General features: G+C 51.0%; 17 protein-coding genes and 2 rRNA genes. 10 read left to right on the top strand and 9 right to left on the bottom strand.

All coding sequences use genetic code 11. The features are described from left to right. Positions 1–44: 44 nt before the first annotated feature. Positions 45–308 (bottom strand): hypothetical protein, encoded by a 264-nt coding sequence (locus C7W93_RS00090; protein WP_108438202.1) that lies wholly within the window; start codon positions 306–308, stop codon positions 45–47. Between the two features lie 283 nt (positions 309–591). On the opposite strand from C7W93_RS00090, the gene C7W93_RS00085 reads away from it, so the two are divergent. Together C7W93_RS00085 and C7W93_RS00080 are read left to right on the top strand one after the other, a co-directional pair. Further along, entirely contained in the window at positions 592–906 is a 315-nt protein-coding gene (locus C7W93_RS00085; RefSeq protein ID WP_108438201.1) for a high-potential iron-sulfur protein, read from the top strand. 311 nt (positions 907–1,217) lie between these two features. Next, positions 1,218–1,436: a hypothetical protein gene (locus C7W93_RS00080; protein WP_108438200.1), complete on the top strand. Its 219-nt coding sequence runs from the start codon at positions 1,218–1,220 to the stop codon at positions 1,434–1,436. A gap of 383 nt (positions 1,437–1,819) precedes the next feature. Here C7W93_RS00080 and C7W93_RS00075 read toward each other — a convergent pair whose 3' ends face one another. Beyond that, positions 1,820–2,389, bottom strand: coding sequence for a DUF4337 domain-containing protein (locus C7W93_RS00075; RefSeq protein ID WP_108438199.1), 570 nt, complete (start codon positions 2,387–2,389; stop codon positions 1,820–1,822). Positions 2,390–2,740: 351 nt separating this feature from the next. Here C7W93_RS00075 and C7W93_RS00070 point away from each other — a divergent pair, with 351 nt between their 5' ends. After that, positions 2,741–3,913 (top strand): D-alanyl-D-alanine carboxypeptidase family protein, encoded by a 1,173-nt coding sequence (locus tag C7W93_RS00070; protein WP_108438198.1) that lies wholly within the window; start codon positions 2,741–2,743, stop codon positions 3,911–3,913. 184 nt (positions 3,914–4,097) lie between these two features. Here the strand turns inward: C7W93_RS00070 and C7W93_RS00065 are convergent, their stop codons facing one another. After that, positions 4,098–4,847 carry an SDR family NAD(P)-dependent oxidoreductase gene (locus tag C7W93_RS00065; RefSeq protein ID WP_108438197.1) on the bottom strand — a complete coding sequence of 250 codons (750 nt, stop codon included), beginning with the start codon at positions 4,845–4,847 and terminating at the stop codon, positions 4,098–4,100. Between the two features lie 317 nt (positions 4,848–5,164). Between C7W93_RS00065 and C7W93_RS00060 the strand changes: the two genes are divergently transcribed. Next, complete coding sequence (locus tag C7W93_RS00060; protein WP_108438196.1) at positions 5,165–6,175, top strand: diguanylate cyclase; 1,011 nt, start codon at positions 5,165–5,167, stop codon at positions 6,173–6,175. Between the two features lie 35 nt (positions 6,176–6,210). Here C7W93_RS00060 and C7W93_RS00055 read toward each other — a convergent pair whose 3' ends face one another. The 4 genes from C7W93_RS00055 to C7W93_RS24865 all read right to left on the bottom strand — a co-directional run bounded on the left by C7W93_RS00055 (position 6,211) and on the right by C7W93_RS24865 (position 8,744). Continuing rightward, the gene (locus C7W93_RS00055) at positions 6,211–7,350 is read right to left on the bottom strand and encodes a sensor histidine kinase (protein WP_108440381.1); all 1,140 of its coding nucleotides are present in this window, start codon (positions 7,348–7,350) and stop codon (positions 6,211–6,213) included. 124 nt (positions 7,351–7,474) lie between these two features. Further along, positions 7,475–7,693: a hypothetical protein gene (locus C7W93_RS00050; RefSeq protein WP_108438195.1), complete on the bottom strand. Its 219-nt coding sequence runs from the start codon at positions 7,691–7,693 to the stop codon at positions 7,475–7,477. A 153-nt stretch (positions 7,694–7,846) separates the two neighbouring features. Further along, entirely contained in the window at positions 7,847–8,251 is a 405-nt protein-coding gene (locus tag C7W93_RS24870) for a hypothetical protein (protein WP_225869706.1), read from the bottom strand. A 46-nt stretch (positions 8,252–8,297) separates the two neighbouring features. Beyond that, a complete protein-coding gene (locus C7W93_RS24865) occupies positions 8,298–8,744 on the bottom strand; it encodes a S9 family peptidase (RefSeq protein ID WP_225869705.1) in 447 nt (148 codons plus the stop codon). 626 nt (positions 8,745–9,370) lie between these two features. Between C7W93_RS24865 and C7W93_RS00040 the strand changes: the two genes are divergently transcribed. The 6 genes from C7W93_RS00040 (at position 9,371) to C7W93_RS00015 (ending at position 14,234) form a co-directional block, all read left to right on the top strand. Next, entirely contained in the window at positions 9,371–9,793 is a 423-nt protein-coding gene (locus C7W93_RS00040; protein WP_225869704.1) for a transposase, read from the top strand. Continuing rightward, a complete protein-coding gene (tnpB, locus tag C7W93_RS00035; RefSeq protein ID WP_146177496.1) occupies positions 9,781–10,125 on the top strand; it encodes an IS66 family insertion sequence element accessory protein TnpB in 345 nt (114 codons plus the stop codon). Before C7W93_RS00040 ends, tnpB (C7W93_RS00035) begins: the two co-directional genes overlap by 13 nt. A gap of 75 nt (positions 10,126–10,200) precedes the next feature. After that, on the top strand, positions 10,201–11,742 hold the full coding sequence (locus C7W93_RS00030; RefSeq protein ID WP_108438193.1) for an IS66 family transposase: 1,542 nt from the start codon (positions 10,201–10,203) through the stop codon (positions 11,740–11,742). A 145-nt stretch (positions 11,743–11,887) separates the two neighbouring features. Next, positions 11,888–12,283: a transposase gene (locus C7W93_RS00025; protein ID WP_161539841.1), complete on the top strand. Its 396-nt coding sequence runs from the start codon at positions 11,888–11,890 to the stop codon at positions 12,281–12,283. Next, the gene (gene tnpB, locus C7W93_RS00020) at positions 12,280–12,627 is read left to right on the top strand and encodes an IS66 family insertion sequence element accessory protein TnpB (protein WP_108438191.1); all 348 of its coding nucleotides are present in this window, start codon (positions 12,280–12,282) and stop codon (positions 12,625–12,627) included. The genes C7W93_RS00025 and tnpB (C7W93_RS00020) overlap by 4 nt, the downstream gene beginning before the upstream one ends. A gap of 29 nt (positions 12,628–12,656) precedes the next feature. Next, on the top strand, positions 12,657–14,234 hold the full coding sequence (locus C7W93_RS00015; protein ID WP_108438190.1) for an IS66 family transposase: 1,578 nt from the start codon (positions 12,657–12,659) through the stop codon (positions 14,232–14,234). A gap of 152 nt (positions 14,235–14,386) precedes the next feature. On the opposite strand, the gene rrf is transcribed toward C7W93_RS00015, so the two are convergent. Next, positions 14,387–14,499 (bottom strand): 5S ribosomal RNA (rrf, locus tag C7W93_RS00010). 177 nt (positions 14,500–14,676) lie between these two features. Beyond that, positions 14,677–17,147, bottom strand: a 23S ribosomal RNA gene (locus C7W93_RS00005); the annotation flags it as partial.

Here is a 17,147-nt window from a genome sequence, read left to right as displayed (position 1 = left end):
GCTGCGTTGGCTGCATAAGTATTAAATTCCCCTAAATTCTTACATCATCCTTCAAGTGCGGTGATTACCCCATCCAGAAACCCATTCAGGCTTGGATTGTCGGTACTGCTACGCAACTCCAGCGCCAGCTCATTCAAATCGGCCAGAGCGGTAAATAATTGCGCCTTACGTTCCGGCTTTAGCGACAGCCCCACTTCATAACCGATATCGCGGCAAATAACCACGAATTCCGGGTTAAAGCTATCCGTTGGCATATCTGGAATGGGGACGGCATTGGTGACATTCGTGACATTGGTGACATCGGTCATGCGAGCTCCTCGATAAAGCCGGGAGTTTAGCAAATCAACACGTGCGGTGGCAATTTAGCGCACAGTTTATTCTGTGAAATCGCGTATTTATGGCGTGAAGGGCGAATTGAGGTGCAATTGATGCGAACCGGCAACATAAGGCGATTAAATGTCGTCTCTGATAGGCAACCACGGACCAAAAAGTAATAAAGATAGTCAAAAAAATACGCGCAGGATAGGCCCGTGCTACGATCCCTGTCCACGGTAGAGGTACCGTCCCCATAACCCCAAAAACGGAGCACACATGAGTAATCGTAGAATATTTTTGAAGAGTATCTCCCAGATCGCGGCAGCATCTGCAATGGGCGTTGCAATCGGCGCACGCGCGCAGGCAGCAAAATTAGATGAGGCAAATCCGCAAGCAGTCGCGCTAGGTTACAAACACGATACGACCAAAATCGACAAGACCAAATATCCTAACCATACCGCGGCGCAGCAATGCGGCAATTGCGCGCTGTTTCAAGGCAAAGCTGGCGATGCCACGGGTGGATGCCCACTTTTTGCAGGAAAAATGGTAGCAACAACCGGATGGTGTAGCGCGTATTCAAAAAAAGCATAATCGGGAATTCCCCGGTTTGCTGCTTGTTGCAGCAAGACCAAGCCCAGCCAGCAGCTGGGCTTTTGTTTTTGGGCGATCAATTTCGTCCTGACGAGGCTGGCGTAATCAATACGCAAGATCCGGCCGAATAGTGCTTGCGTCGAAGCTATTGCAAGCTTAATGCAAGCCGCATACGCATTAGCCCGGCGTTTGATTAGCGTGAAATATCCGCAAATAATAAAGGCGCCATTAATAAAAGATGCGCCAGAAAATTATTCAAATCTGCTATTGTTATGACGGATATTCAATCCGCAACCAAAAGGAGACTCCCTATGGATTTGGTCTATAAATTCGATGCCAAAGGCGCAACCGGCGACTGCTATCACGTGCACGTGTATCAAAGTCCGATCACCGCATCATCAGCTAACGGTGAAGTTAACGAACTGCCAGGTCCCAAAAGTTATCAATTATCTGACGGGCGGGCGCTGACGCAATTATCAGAAACAAAATTTGAAATTGTTCATACTAGCGAAAGAATCTTCAGAGTCTAGCTAGCACCCAACAGCCCGCCGATGTCCATCGCGGGCTGAATTCATTCCAGGGAAGCCTGTCAGTGGCCCCGCTTACACTCTTCATTAATTTGTGGAATTTGGTGCCGATGATCGAGGCTATCGGCAAACCTGTGACGCCGAAAGCACTCAGTAAAATCAACTCTCGCGACGAGGAAGATGTTTTACCAAGAGTGTCCGCTAATCGACAAACAGGATGGTACATGCGCTATATGACCGCGCCATGACCATAAAAATAACACCGCAACATCAATGTTTCCCTTTCTGCTGCGGTTGGTAACGACTCAGCTGCAAATACTTCTGCCGCTGCCCTGTGTTGCTGTCCTTTATTGCTATAAGTACAGCGTCGACTTTCAAGTCCTGCCTCAAAGAAAAGCTGTCGCGGAACAAATAATCCCAATCGCTGCCGAAATCACCGAGCCCCAAATCAACCACCGCCTTCTTGTCAGCACTGTAATTGCCGCTAACGCTACGGCGATCTGAATAAATGTCATCCCCAGCGCCAGGCGCTCATGCGGTCGCAGTTTTGCCTCGGATTCCTCACCAAGCTTGCGCGATTCGGCCTGAAGCTTCTCGGCTTCAGTTTTTATTTCCGCCTTCTGCTTATCCTGTTTATCGCGATCTGCCAGATAACGCGCTTTCAAATCGGTGTTTTCGGTCAACGCAGCCACAGCTTCGTCGAGATGACTTTTAGTCGACTTCGACTGATAAAAAGCCCATTGATCGCTAGCCTCAGCCTGCTTCAAAATGCTTTGATTCTTTAAAAACATCGCTTCATTTTGCGCCGTGCCGCTTTGATAACTGACCAGCGCACCGATGGTCGCCAAAATCGCCGTCATCAGCGCCACTTTCTGCGCTAATCCATCGCGCTCCTTCTCCACAGCTTCTTCGATTGCGTGCTCGTGCGGGCTAGGCACTTCGTATTCTTCTTCCATATTTGTCTCTACGTGGGTTAGCGATTGAAAAGGGTTCAATGTTATCGTTAGATCATGGGCAAGGTTGGTTTTTATTCATCATTGCAGCAATTGTTACAAATGATTAGCAACGCCAAGCCAATTCTCTGTGCTTTTAGATACACGCAGCAGAAAACGACTGACCTCTGGCTATGCGCCATGAATAAAAACCATTAACTGTCCTACTTAATCCATCATGGCGCTAGCCGCTACCGCCCTTTTGGTGCATTATCTAAATACCAAGCTATTACAATATTAGTCATAAACAACGATTTATTCAGCGCGCCAGTTACCTGATCTGCAGCATTTACATCAGCAAATTTGGAGGAATAAATGAAAAGAATTTCAGCGATCCTCATCCTGAATTTTTTTGCTCTCTCGGCGGCTTGCACCCAAACCCCGACCACTCCTACATTGACGGCAAAATCGTGGTTATTACTCGACACAAATAGTAATCATGTGCTTGCCTCGCAGGATGCCGATGTTCGGGTACAGCCAGCCTCGCTGGTCAAATTAATGACGGGTTATCTGGCGTGTGCAGCCATTCAGGATAAAAAAATTGCACTGAATCAAATGGTGAATGTCTCCAACCGCGCATGGAAAGTTGACCGCGATGGGTCCAAGATGTTCATCGAGCCGGGCACGCCAGTCAGCATTCAAGATCTGCTATACGGATTGATCGTTCAATCTGGAAATGATGCTGCGGTCGCTATGGCGGAGGCAATTTCTGGCACGGAAGATACCTTTGTCGCGCAAATGAACAGCACGGCAAATATCTTCGGTTTAAAGGATACCCACTTTGCCAATTCGCACGGCCTGCCAAATCCTGACAACTATTCCACCGCGCGCGACCTGGCAACTTTAGCCACACATGTAGTGGAAGATTATCCGGAGTGCTACAAAATCTATTCAGTCAAATCATTTACCTATAACAAAATTACACAACCCAATCGCAATCAATTATTGTCCACGGACGCCGGAGTGGATGGCATAAAAACCGGACACACGGCGGAATCAGGCTATAGCCTGATTGCCAGCGCCAACCGCGCCAACGGATCGGGCAACAGACGCCTGATTGCCGTCGTGCTGGGAGCCAAGTCTGGCAATAGTCGGGCACAAGAAAGCGCAAGACTATTGCAATGGGGCTATCAGAACTTTGACACCATAAAATTGTATGGACCCCGCGATATCGTTGCCACACCGAAGGTTTGGAAAGGCAAAGAAAAGCAGGTAAAAGCGGGCTTTCTGGAAGACCTGTATGTGACCGTTCCAAAAGGACAATCGAAGAAGGTGAAGCAAGTTATTGAAATGAACGTTCCACTATTTGCCCCTATAGCAGAAGGCAATAAGCTTGGTCAGATTAAGGTGACCGTGGACGATACAGTGATGCTCACCCGACCGATTGTTGCGCTGGAGAATGTCGCCCAAGCGAATATTTTTTCACGCCTGTTCGATGCAGCATGGCTGTGGGCTAACAACACCATTGACGGGTTAATGAAACATTAATTGGCACAGCGTTTGGATACTGACGTTTGCATTTTTTTGCATTATTCAACTAGTTTGTACTGGCAGTAACCACATAAAAAAATGCCCCGATTCTTTTCAGAACAGGGCATTTTTTCACCAGAAAATAACTAACCGTCGCGCGCCAACGATGTTTAGTCGTCTCGCCTCCGGCCCGCTAAATAATTTAAGTGCTACGTTTAATCGCCAATCCAGCAAACCCCTGACAAGTCGGCATCATTTCAATACGATTGATATTAATATGCGCTGGCAACGTCGCAATCCAATACGCCGTATCAGCGATATCTTCTGCGGTCAGCGGTTGCGTGCCCTCATAGACTTTAGCCGCTGCATCGTCATTGCCGCGATAGCGGACGTTTGAGAACTCCGTACCACCACATAAACCCGGCGCGAGATCAGTTGCACGGACCCCGGTGCCAACCAAATCAGCGCGTAAATTCAGCGTAAATTGCTTAACGAAGGCTTTAGTCGCGCCATAGACGTTCCCACCCGGATAAGGATGCACACCGGCGACAGAACCAAGATTGATCACTGTTCCGCGTCCGCGCGCAACCATGCCCGGCAAAACCAGGCGGGTGATGGTAACTAAACCCTGGCAATTGGTAGCAATCATGGTCTCCCAATCTTCCAGCAATGCTTGCTGCGCAGTTTCAGTGCCCAATGCTAAACCGGCATTATTCACCAGCACATCAATTTCTTGCCATTCGGCAGGCAAAGCGTCCAACGCCGCCTGAGTCGTCTTTTTGTCGGTCACATCCATTACAACAGGCAATACTGCGTTGCCTAATTCGGCAACCAGACTATCAAGACGCTCTTTACGGCGGCCCGTTGCAATCACTTTATGGCCATTTTTTACAAATTTACGCGTCATTTCCGCGCCAAAGCCTGCTGTTGCACCGGTAATCAAAATGATCATGTTGAAAAATCCTTCTGGGAGAAATGGGATGGCAATAAATCGAATGGGGGCTAAAAGTATAGCCGAAACGGGTGAAATCCTTCCGGCGTATTTGCTGGGCGGATCGTTCGCTTATATATCCCCTATATTTTGATCAATCATTTCGGCACCGCAGAAAAGAACTGGCGCAACCGCGCTTATTTGGTGCGCTGCGAATTGCAATATATTTCCTTTGCGGTATTGTTGATGTCGAAATGCAATTTTCGTCCATATCTGTTGAATAACTGCGCATACTGCCAGTACCGGCTAACTAACCTAACAGCTACCAACGAGACTTCATGAAAAAAAATACATCTCATCAGCACCACCCGATCATTTCCGCGGAGACTGAAAAAGAGCGTAATTTTGCGATTCGCCTCATGCAGCACTTGGTTTTACCGACATTTGTACTAGATCCGCAATGCAAGGTCGTAGTCTGGAATATTGCCTGCGAACGCCTCACTGGCATACCGGCGTCGGAGGTCATCGGCACTTCGGACCACTGGCGCGGCTTCTACAGCGCCCCGCGACCGTGCCTTGCCGATCTGATCGTGCGAGAACGCGCCAAAGATGTTTCCGAACTTTATATGCAATACAAGCAACATAAAAATATCACCGAAACCAGCAAAGGCCTGTATGCAGAAAACTGGTGCGTGATGCCACAGGTTGGCAACCGACTCTATCTTGCTATCGATGCCGGTCCGATCTATGACGATGGCGGCAACCTGATTGCAGTGGTCGAAACATTGCGTGACATGACCGTGCAAAAGGAAGCCCAACGCGCATTACAAGAACTGGCGACACAAGATGGATTGACCGGTATTGCAAATCGACGCACTTTCGATGCTGCACTGCAAACCGAATGGGATCGGGCAGTCCGCGATGGCACAACGCTGACATTGCTGATGGTGGATGTGGATCATTTTAAAGACTATAACGACAACTACGGCCACCAGGCGGGCGATGAATGTCTTAAACGCGTCGCAAAAGCGATGGCCACCGCACCCCTGCGCCCCGGCGATCTGGTGGCGCGCTATGGCGGCGAGGAGTTCGCCGTCATTCTGCCGGATGTCTCCGTAGAAGGTGCCAAAGTAGTCGCCGAACGTATCCGCACTTCCGTAGAACAACTACAGATATCCGGCACGCAGGGGATGGACAAGTTTGTGACTGTCAGTATCGGCGCGGCCACCGCGAAGGCATGGACAACCAGCAGCTCGGCAGCCCTGATCGCTGCCGCCGATCTTTCGCTATATCAGGCCAAGCACGCAGGACGCAATCGGGTTGTCGCGGTCAAAATTGATCAGACCTGACAACCAACCAGCGAGAAGACGGATGAACTTCGCTGCTATTGGCTAGCCTTGACCCTCGGCAATCGCACCGTGAATACAGTGCCGGAAACCTCGTCCGATACCACCGATATGGTGCCACCGTGCGCTTCGGTAATTTGACGGGCGATGAACAAACCAAGGCCCAGACTGGTCGATGGCCGGGTGTGCACTTGCCCCTCTACAGAGAGTTGCGTCAATGGTGTAAAAATAACCTGTAAAGATGATGATGGAATAACTGGCCCAAGATTTTTCACCTTTACGGTAATCGCATCCGGCTCGCCCAGTGCCACAATCGTCACCGGATGTCCTTCAGCGCAATATTGGGCCGCATTATTCATCAAGTTGGAAAAGACTTGTAACAAGCGATCGCTATCGAATTGATCTTCCAGCTCTCCAGATGCCTCTAGAACAAATTCACATTCGGGATGCGCGGCGCTGGCGTCGTCCAACGCGGTCTGACAAACTTCTTTAACATCCACTTGCCGCATGACTATCGGCATTTTTCCGCCCAGCTGGGTTCTTGCATACTCCAGCAAATCATTCACCATTGCGTTCATAGTAGCCGCGCTTCTGACAACCCGGGCGCCGATCCGCCGCACACCATCCGTCGCCTCACCTTGCCTTATCAGCGAGTCGCCAGCCATGGCCATCGTAGCCAGCGGGCTGCGCAAATCGTGTCCCAGAATCGCCAGAAAAGTATCTCGGGTACGGGTTTCCTGATCCGAAAACGTTGTCACCGATTCGGTTAAAGCCTGATCTATCGCCTCGTTGAAGCGCACCATATCGTAAGTAGTCTCTTCCGAAACCTGTTGGATTTGAGGCAACCACAGGCGCAGCACAATCGCTCGCAAAGCGCGGTACTCAGCAGTCAGCTGTGCCAGCGAAAAGCCGCTGAGCTGACGCAATACGCCATGAGTACATGCAGCGCTGCCGTCTTCGACATTGGATTCAGGTGTACCTTTTAGTTTTTCGGTTTGTTGATGTGGACTTTGGGTCGATACAATATCCGACGCAACATCTTTCAAAATCTGCTTTATATGATCGCGTAACGCAATGGTCGAAATTTGATTAGCCGGCGCACCGAGTGTTCGCGCGATCGACTCCCACTGCTTGATGATTTGCTCGATGTGGGTGTTAATAAAATCAGATAATTTCATGATGGCAGCTGTATCGATAACGACCACAGCCCTTTCTTAAAATATTGTAAGAATCATGCCAGCCATTAGGACCTGACACCGACGTACATCAAGACACTTTCAAAAAAGTGATAAAAAAATAATTTTATCGCAAAATAGAATATGTACCCTTGAATGCTGAAGCATTCGGACAGGCCAGGATGAACAGATAGACGATGCCTTGCGCCGCATCTAAGAGGGCGTCGCAAACATGCATATATGCCGGAGCTTTATTATTCACTTTTACATTACAGAAAGCCAGTTCATCATTCATTTTACGCAATATTGCACCACGATTTATCACCGCAGCCAATGCGGCATCCACTTTTTATTGCGTTGTGACATCTCCCGCGATCTCAGATAATTATCCTGCCCGGTGCAATCACGTATGACGCATCGTTATTGCGAACTTCTACTGGCAAAAAATTGTTACGCTATTCCTACGTCGATCTTAAGACGCTTGCCAGTGCGCCAATGATTATGGCGCACCGACAGATTGTGAGGGAACCGAGGGAGCTGCCTGCACTAGCGCCGTTGGCATGCCGATGGATTGCAAAAAGACCTGTGTTTCCGGCCACCAAATTGGCAAACCGTCAATACTGCTGCTCATGCCATGAGAATCATTTTTAAAAGAACCATAGGCAACCAGCTTCGCCTGCCCGCCTGCATTGGTATAGGCCGTATACATTTTTGCAGCTACTTCTGGATTGAAGTAACTATCGTTGGCACCATAAAACCAAATACTCGGCACTTTCGTCTTGGCACCAAAATCAGCAAAAGCATCCACCAGCACAGACTTCCATTGACAATCGTCAAGACGGAGTCCTCCGGCAAAATTGATCAACCCTTTCACGCCCGGAAAATTGCGCGTGCCAAAAGCCATGGTAGTCAATCCACCGTGTGACTGCCCAGCCATCACAATCCTGCTTTTATCTGCCCAAGGCTGCTGAAGTGCATATTCCAGCCCCGCAAATCATCAGCCTGTGCGCATTGCCATTACCAGCAATATTGCAGCCGCCTGCGACATACAGCCCGGTCGATTGAGAAAATCCTTTACGCATCGGGATCACAACCGCGTAACCGCGTTTGACAAATTCCCGACTAATGACCAAAAACCGCGCACGTGGCTGAAAATGTGGATTACCCGAGGCCTTGCCGTGATTCATGATCAGCAGCGGGAAAGGGCCATCTCCTGCGGGTTTAAAAATGGTGGTTTCCAATTTGACCCCGAACAGGCCGGAGCCAACCGGAACCATCACTACCTGCTCATTAAGTGCGGCATCCAAAGTAGGCGTTTGTGCAAGACAAATACTGCTTAGTACACTTAGCATTAGCATCAAAGAACCAAGCGCTGTAAGACGTTTTTTATTTTGCATCGGTTTTATCGCCATTAAATGACAGGTTTTATATTAGCGTAACGGTAGCTGGTCGGCGCCCCATCACTAACAAACTGATTCCAGCGATCACTGCAGGTATAGCGACAAGTACAAAGATCAATGGCAAACCCCAGCTCAGCGATAACATCAGCCCACCAGCCATTGAACCTATAATTGATCCAAGACGGCCTATCCCGGAAGCCCAGCTGACACCGGTAGCTCGGCTAGTTGTTCCCTTAAATTTAAACCTGATTTGCGACAATAAAGCCTGAACTACGATTTTTGTACAATAAAACTTGAACCTCAAGGCGCATCTTGACTTTGAAATTTACAAATAAAACCTGTACAGGAGCGAATTTACTTGGCTTTAGACGATTCAAAATCTAACTCTAGATAGAGTAAATTTTGTCAGACTCGGCACAAAACACAGATGAATTCATCTAATGGTAAAACTAGTTGGAGAGCATAAAAATTTTCCTATATATATCAAACACTTATAGATATCGTCTCCAATAAAACCTGAACCAGCCAAGTACCTCTTCCAATAAAACTTAAACTAAAGACCAGTTCGCCGTAAGCGTCCAGCGAAGCCATCTTGAGGAGGTAGTGGTTTCTAAGCGACGATCGTGTCCACTACTATTTTAGATGGACACGTGCACACTATGGAAGCGATCGAAGTATTTTCTGAGGTAGTCTCACCCACTGGGCGGCGTCGGCATAGCAAAGAATTTAAAGCGCAGGCGATACGATCTGCGATGCAGCCGAACGTTTCCATCGCAGCGGTGGCATTGCATTACCGTCTGAATGCCAACATGCTCCGGAGGTGGGTCGCTGATAAGGAGGAGCTCGATGAATCTGCGGAGATGCGCAAATCCATGAGCATCCCGACAGCGGAATTTGTGCCGCTACAATTGGGAGCTTTGGGTAGTCCAGCAGGTGGGCAAGATATTCATATTGAAGTACGTCGTGGTGCGGCGACCATTACGATTCGCTGGCCTTTGTGCACCGCGGGCGACTGCGCTACCTGGCTGCAAGGTTGGTTGCGTTGATCCGGGTCGATGCCATCTGGTTGGCCACGGAAGCACTGGATATGCGCGCTGGTACCGACACCATCCTGGCACGTGTGGTCAACGTGTTTGGCTCTGCCAAACCGCATCACGCCTATCTGTTTGCGAATAAAAATTCAACCCGCATGAAGGTCCTGGTCTATGACGGATTCGGTATCTGGCTGGCAGCACGCCGATTAAACAAGGGACGGTTTGTCTGGACAAATGGCGTTACTGCGGTCGCCACTCCTATGAATCCCGAGCAATTGCGCGCACTGGTGATTGGTCTGCCATGGGGATCGCTGGCAGAGGGGCACGCCATTTCAGTGTTGTAATACAGCACATTAAAATGCCAGTGACGTAAACGGTTGTCGTTCCTTGTCAGGGACAGGTATGGCACACTCAATCCCATGACATCGCCCACCCTCCTTGACGACTTGAGCCGAGATCAGCTTCGTACGCTAGTGGCGACGTTGACGGCGACCCTCAGCGACAAGGAGCGCGAATTACATTATCGCCAGACGCGCATCGATCAACTCACGCATGAGATTTCGGTCCTGCGGCGCTATCAGTTCGGTAAAAGTAGCGAACAACGCGATACCACGCAGGCCAGCCTACTCGATGAAACCATCGACGCTGATATTGCCGCCATTGAAGAAGAGCTGGAAGAGCTGAGTGCGAACGGGCCCTCCGGCAGGGAGCGCAAACAGCCCAAACGTGCATCGCTTCCACCGCAATTGCCGCGCATTGACATTTGCCATGAGCCAGATAATTTGACCTGTCGCTGTGGCTGCCAGCTGCAACGCATTGGCGAAGACATCAGTGAGAAACTCGACTCTACGCCAGGCGTGTTCAGCGTCGAACGCCATGTTCGCGGCAAATGGGCTTGCGCGATCTGTGAAACATTGATTCAGGCACCAGTCCCGGCGCAAGTGATTGACAAGGGTATTCCCACTGCAGCGCTGCTGGCTCAGGTGCTGGTGGCCAAGTATGCCGACCACACCCCTTTATACCGTCAAGTCAGTATCTTCGGACGCACCGGTTTATCGTTGCCACGTTCGACGCTGGGTGCCTGGGTAGGTATTTGCGGATTGCGCTTGCAGCCACTGGTGGATGCGCTGCGCGCTGAAATGCTGCGCGAGGAAGTTCTTCATGCCGATGAAACACCGCTGCCCATGTTAAGTCCGGGAAATAAGAAGACCCACCGTGGCTATCTGTGGGCATATGCAAGCACACGTTTCTCTTCCCTGCGGGTCGTCGTTTATGACTTTGCCGAGAGTCGGGCAGGAGAACACGCCAGAAATTTCCTCGGGGACTGGAATGGCAGTCTGATTTGCGACGATTATGGTGGTTACAAAAAAGGGTTCCAGCAAGGCATTCTGGAAATTGGCTGCATGGCACACGCACGCCGAAAATTCTTTGATCTGCATATTGCCAATAAAAGCCAGATTGCCGAGCAAGCCTTGAAATTCTTTACGGCCCTCTACGATATTGAGCGGGAGGCTCTCACGTTCACGCCCGAAGAACGGCGGCAAATTCGTATGACGCGCGCAAAACCGATTGCCGACATGTTGCACGCGTGGATGCAGAATCAACGCCACCTGGTACTGGAGGGTTCCGCGATTGCCAAGGCACTGGACTACAATCTCAAACGCTGGAATGCGCTCGTTCGCTTCTTGGACAATGGCCACCTTCCCATCGATAACAATTGGATCGAGAACCAAATAAGACCGGTGGCAATTGGGAGAGGAAACTGGTTATTTGTTGGCTCCCTGCGTGCCGGGAAACGCGCCGCAGCGATCATGAGTTTGATTCAATCCGCCAAGCTCAATGGTCACGATCCGTATCTTTATCTTAAAGACGTGCTCACGCGTTTGCCTACCCAAAAAGCCAGCGACATATCCTCCCTTTTGCCGCACCGCTGGAACCCTGATCGGCCAGCCATCTCATAGCTGACATGATTAAACGTCGTAGCTGTCAAGGTGACTTCGCTGGTCGCTTAGTAAGCGTGCGCTCAAAACCGTCTATACCTAATCCTCAAATGTCCGCATGATTGCGTTGGAGGGTACAAATCGATTGTGCCCACAACTTCAAATTATGGACACAAATATTGAGTCGGTTACTCCCTCTAAGCGCAGTGGTTATCGGCAACATTCGATTGATTTCAAACGCATGGTGGTCGAACAATCCTTGATGGCTGGGGCCTCGGTGTCGCGGGTGGCGCGGGCCCACGATGTGAATGCGAACCAGGTATTTACCTGGCGTAAATTGTTTCGTGCAGGAGCCTATGAGATTGCCTCAGGCAAGTCCGTCAAATTGCTGCCAGTAGTTCTTGGCGACCCTCGGCAACCATCCCCTGCCAAGCCAGTCTTCACCACGGCCGTTACACCGACCGGCGTGATGGTCCTGGAAATAGGTAAGGCGCGACTTCGAGTCGAGGGCGTGGTGGATCCGTCTATGCTTTCCATGGTGCTGGCCCGGTTGCTGGCATGATCGGTTTGCCAGCAGGAACGCGGATCTGGATCGCAGCAGGCGTGACCGATATGCGTTGCGGTTTTAATGGGTTGGCAGCCAAGGTGCAAACGGCATTGGCCGATGACCCGTTTAGCGGTCACGTCTTCGTGTTTCGTGGCCGACGTGGCGATATTTTGAAGATCTTGTGGTGGACCGGCGACGGGCTGTGTCTGCTGGCCAAACGGCTGGAACGCGGCCGCTTCATCTGGCCGCAGGCAAGCGAAGGCGCGGTTTGTCTGTCGCAAGCGCAACTGTCAATGTTGCTGGAAGGGATCGATTGGCGACGTCCCGAGCGCACGCAACGGCCCCTGTCAGGCTTGTAAACATCGACGTCATTCGGTAAACTACGGGCATGTCAACGCCGCCCCACCTTCCCGACGATATCAGCGCTTTAAAAGCGATGATTACCGATCGTGATGCGGTCATTGCGTTGCACGGGGAAACGGTGGCGCAGCTACAGGACGCACTGTCCTCACATCGCATCGAAATCGAACACCTCAAGCTCTTCATCGCCAAACTCAAACGGCTGCAGTTCGGCCGCAAATCCGAGAAGCTGGACCGGCAAATTGAACAACTCGAATTACGGTTAGAAGATTTGCAGACAGAAGAAAGTGACGTTGCCAGCGCTGCCCCGGCAACGAAGCCAGTGCGTCCGAAGATACCACGCAAACCGCTACCGCCCCATTTGCCCCGGGACGAGAAGATCTATACGCCAGAGCATGCCGCCTGCCCCGATTGCGGTGGCGATTTGCGTCATCTCGGCAGTGACGTTGCCGAGCAACTTGAATTCGTCCCGGCCAGCTTTCGGGTCATCCGGCATGTGCGTCCCAAACTCGCTTGCACCTGCTGCGACTGCATCGTCCAGGCGCCGGCACCCAGCCGTCCGATTGCACGCGGTCTGGCGGGGCCCGGATTACTCGCCCATATTCTGGTGAGCAAGTTCGCTGATCATCTTCCGCTCTACCGGCAATCGGTCATCTATGCCCGGGAAGGTGTGGAACTGGATCGGGGATTATTGGCAGACTGGGTCGGTGCTGCCAGCAGCCTGCTGCGACCGCTGGTCGATGCGGTACGCCGTCATGTGATGGCAACGACCAAATTACATGCCGACGACACCCCGATCCCGGTACTGGCACCCGGCAATGGCAAGACCAAAACAGCCAGACTGTGGACGTATGTCCGCGACGACCGGCCATCGGGATCAACCGATGCCCCGGCAGTCTGGTTCGCTTACACGCCGGACCGCAAAGGTATCCATCCTCAGACCCATCTGGCGAAATTCGCCGGCGTTCTGCAGGCCGATGCGTATGCCGGATTCAACGCGATTTATGCAACCGGTCGTGTACAGGAGGCTGCGTGCTGGGCGCACGCGCGACGCAAATTCTTCGACTTGCATGCAGCACGGGCCTCGCCAATCACCACTGAAGCCTTGCGCCGCATCGGCGCATTGTATGAGATCGAAGCAAGCATACGTGGCAAACCGCCACAGGTAAGACAGGCAGTGCGCCAGGCGCAGTCGCGCCCGCTCATTGATGCGTTGGAAAGCTGGCTGCGGGCAAGTTTGTTGACGCTGTCGCGCAAATCCGATACTACTGCGGCGATCCTGTACGCCCTCAATTTATGGCCAGCATTAACCCGCTATTGCGACGATGGCAGCATCGAGATCGATAATTCGGCCGCCGAACGCGCATTGCGCGGTATCGCCATTGGACGACGTAATTATCTGTTTGCAGGCTCCGACAATGGCGGCGAACGTGCCGCCGCTATCTACTCGCTCATTGGGACGGCTAAACTCAATGGCGTCGATCCGGCAGCATGGTTGCGCTACGTCCTGACGCATATTGCCGATCATCCCGTCAATCAAATTGATGACTTCCTGCCTTGGAATCTGGCATCTAGGCTGGCGATCATATCTGCGCCAAAGCAATAGCCGCTGAAATGCGGGGCTGTCAATACGGCCTTTGAACGACGCTTACATATGAAGAATGGTGGTACCGGGACTATCGATCCGATTTCGATTCGATTTCGATTGCCCAAAGCAAAAACCCTCCCAGATTTCTCTGGGAGGGTTTTCTAATAAAAGCCTGACGATGACCTACTTTCACACTGGTTGCAGCACTATCATCGGCGCAAAGTCGTTTCACGGTCCTGTTCGGGATGGGAAGGGGTGGTACCAACTCGCTATGGTCATCAGGCATAAACTGTAGTGTCATATGTTCCCAATCGGGCAACACACAACGCAATCTAGAAGAAGTAAAGTTTTGTTTCATGTGTTGGGGTAACGAGGGTTTCGTTACCCCAACACTGGGTATGATTGCACTTTTCAGGCAAACACATATCTCATTAGCTTATATATAACCTGCTAAGGTTATAGGGACAAGCCGCACGGGCAATTAGTACTGGTTAGCTTAACGTATTACTACGCTTCCACACCCAGCCTATCAACGTCCTGGTCTCGAACGACCCTTTAGGGGAATCTAGTTCCCGGGAAATATCATCTCAAGGCAAGTTTCCCGCTTAGATGCTTTCAGCGGTTATCTCTTCCGAACTTAGCTACCCGGCAATGCCACTGGCGTGACAACCGGTACACCAGAGGTTCGTCCACTCCGGTCCTCTCGTACTAGGAGCAGCCCCCTTCAAATTTCCAACGCCCACGGCAGATAGGGACCAAACTGTCTCACGACGTTTTAAACCCAGCTCACGTACCACTTTAAATGGCGAACAGCCATACCCTTGGGACCGGCTACAGCCCCAGGATGTGATGAGCCGACATCGAGGTGCCAAACTCCCCCGTCGATATGAACTCTTGGGAGGAATCAGCCTGTTATCCCCAGAGTACCTTTTATCCGTTGAGCGATGGCCCTTCCATACAGAACCACCGGATCACTATGTCCTACTTTCGTACCTGCTCGACTTGTCAGTCTCGCAGTTAAGCACGCTTATGCCATTGCACTACCAGCACGATGTCCGACCGTACCTAGCGTACCTTCGAACTCCTCCGTTACACTTTGGGAGGAGACCGCCCCAGTCAAACTGCCTACCATGCACTGTCCCCGATCCGGATAACGGACCAAGGTTAGAATCTCAAACAAACCAGGGTGGTATTTCAAGGTTGGCTCCACGCAAACTAGCGTTCACGCTTCAAAGCCTCCCACCTATCCTACACAGATTGGTTCAAAATTCAATGCAAAGCTACAGTAAAGGTTCATGGGGTCTTTCCGTCTAGCCGCGGGTAGATTGCATCATCACAAACATTTCAACTTCGCTGAGTCTCGGGAGGAGACAGTGTGGCCATCGTTACTCCATTCGTGCAGGTCGGAACTTACCCGACAAGGAATTTCGCTACCTTAGGACCGTTATAGTTACGGCCGCCGTTTACTGGGACTTCAATCAAGAGCTTGCACCCCATCATTTAATCTTCCAGCACCGGGCAGGAGTCACACCATATACGTCCACTTTCGTGTTTGCATAGTGCTGTGTTTTTATTAAACAGTCGCAGCCACCTTTTTATTGCAGCCCTTTCACCCTTCTGGCGCAAGCCAGTCAAGCTACCGGGGCGTACCTTATCCCGAAGTTACGGTACAAATTTGCCGAGTTCCTTCTCCCGAGTTCTCTCAAGCGCCTTAGAATACTCATCTCGCCCACCTGTGTCGGTTTGCGGTACGGTCTCGTGTGACTGAAGCTTAGAGGCTTTTCTTGGAACCACTTCCGATTGCTTCGTGAATAAATTCACTCGTCTCAACCCCTTGAATTACGCTGCCGGATTTGCCTAACAGCCTTCTCTGAGCCAAAAACCGACTATTCCAACAGTCGGACAACCTTCCGCGATCCGTCCCCCCATCGCATCACACGACGGTGCAGGAATATTAACCTGCTTCCCATCAGCTACGCATCTCTGCCTCGCCTTAGGGGCCGACTCACCCTGCTCCGATGAACGTTGAACAGGAAACCTTGGGCTTACGGCGTGGAGGCTTTTCACCCCCATTATCGCTACTCATGTCAGCATTCGCACTTCTGATACCTCCAGCATCCTTTACAAGACACCTTCGCAGGCTTACAGAACGCTCTCCTACCATATCAATAAATTGATATCCGCAGCTTCGGTGACTGGCTTAGCCCCGTTACATCTTCCGCGCAGGACGACTCGATCAGTGAGCTATTACGCTTTCTTTAAAGGATGGCTGCTTCTAAGCCAACCTCCTGACTGTTTTAGCCTTCCCACTTCGTTTGCCACTTAGCCAATCTTTGGGACCTTAGCTGGCGTCTGGGTTGTTTCCCTCTTGACGTCGGACGTTAGCACCCGGCGTCTGTCTCCCAAGCTCGCACTCATCGGTATTCGGAGTTTGCAATGGGTTGGTAAGTCGCAATGACCCCCTAGCCATAACAGTGCTCTACCCCCGATGGTGATACTTGAGGCACTACCTAAATAGTTTTCGGAGAGAACCAGCTATTTCCAAGTTTGTTTAGCCTTTCACCCTACCCACAGCTCATCCCCTAATTTTTCAAACATTAGTGGGTTCGGACCTCCAGTGCGTGTTACCGCACCTTCATCCTGGCCATGAGTAGATCACTTGGTTTCGGGTCTACACCCAGCGACTGAACGCCCTATTCGGACTCGATTTCTCTACGCCTTCCCTATACGGTTAAGCTTGCCACTGAATGTAAGTCGCTGACCCATTATACAAAAGGTACGCAGTCACGGAACAAGTCCGCTCCTACTGTTTGTATGCACACGGTTTCAGGATCTATTTCACTCCCCTTCCGGGGTTCTTTTCGCCTTTCCCTCACGGTACTGGTTCACTATCGGTCGATTACGAGTATTTAGCCTTGGAGGATGGTCCCC

Source organism: Glaciimonas sp. PCH181, assembly GCF_003056055.1.
GTDB lineage: Bacteria > Pseudomonadota > Gammaproteobacteria > Burkholderiales > Burkholderiaceae_D > Glaciimonas.
Note: the sequence above shows the minus strand (reverse complement) of the source record. Positions and strands in the feature narration are given on the sequence as shown.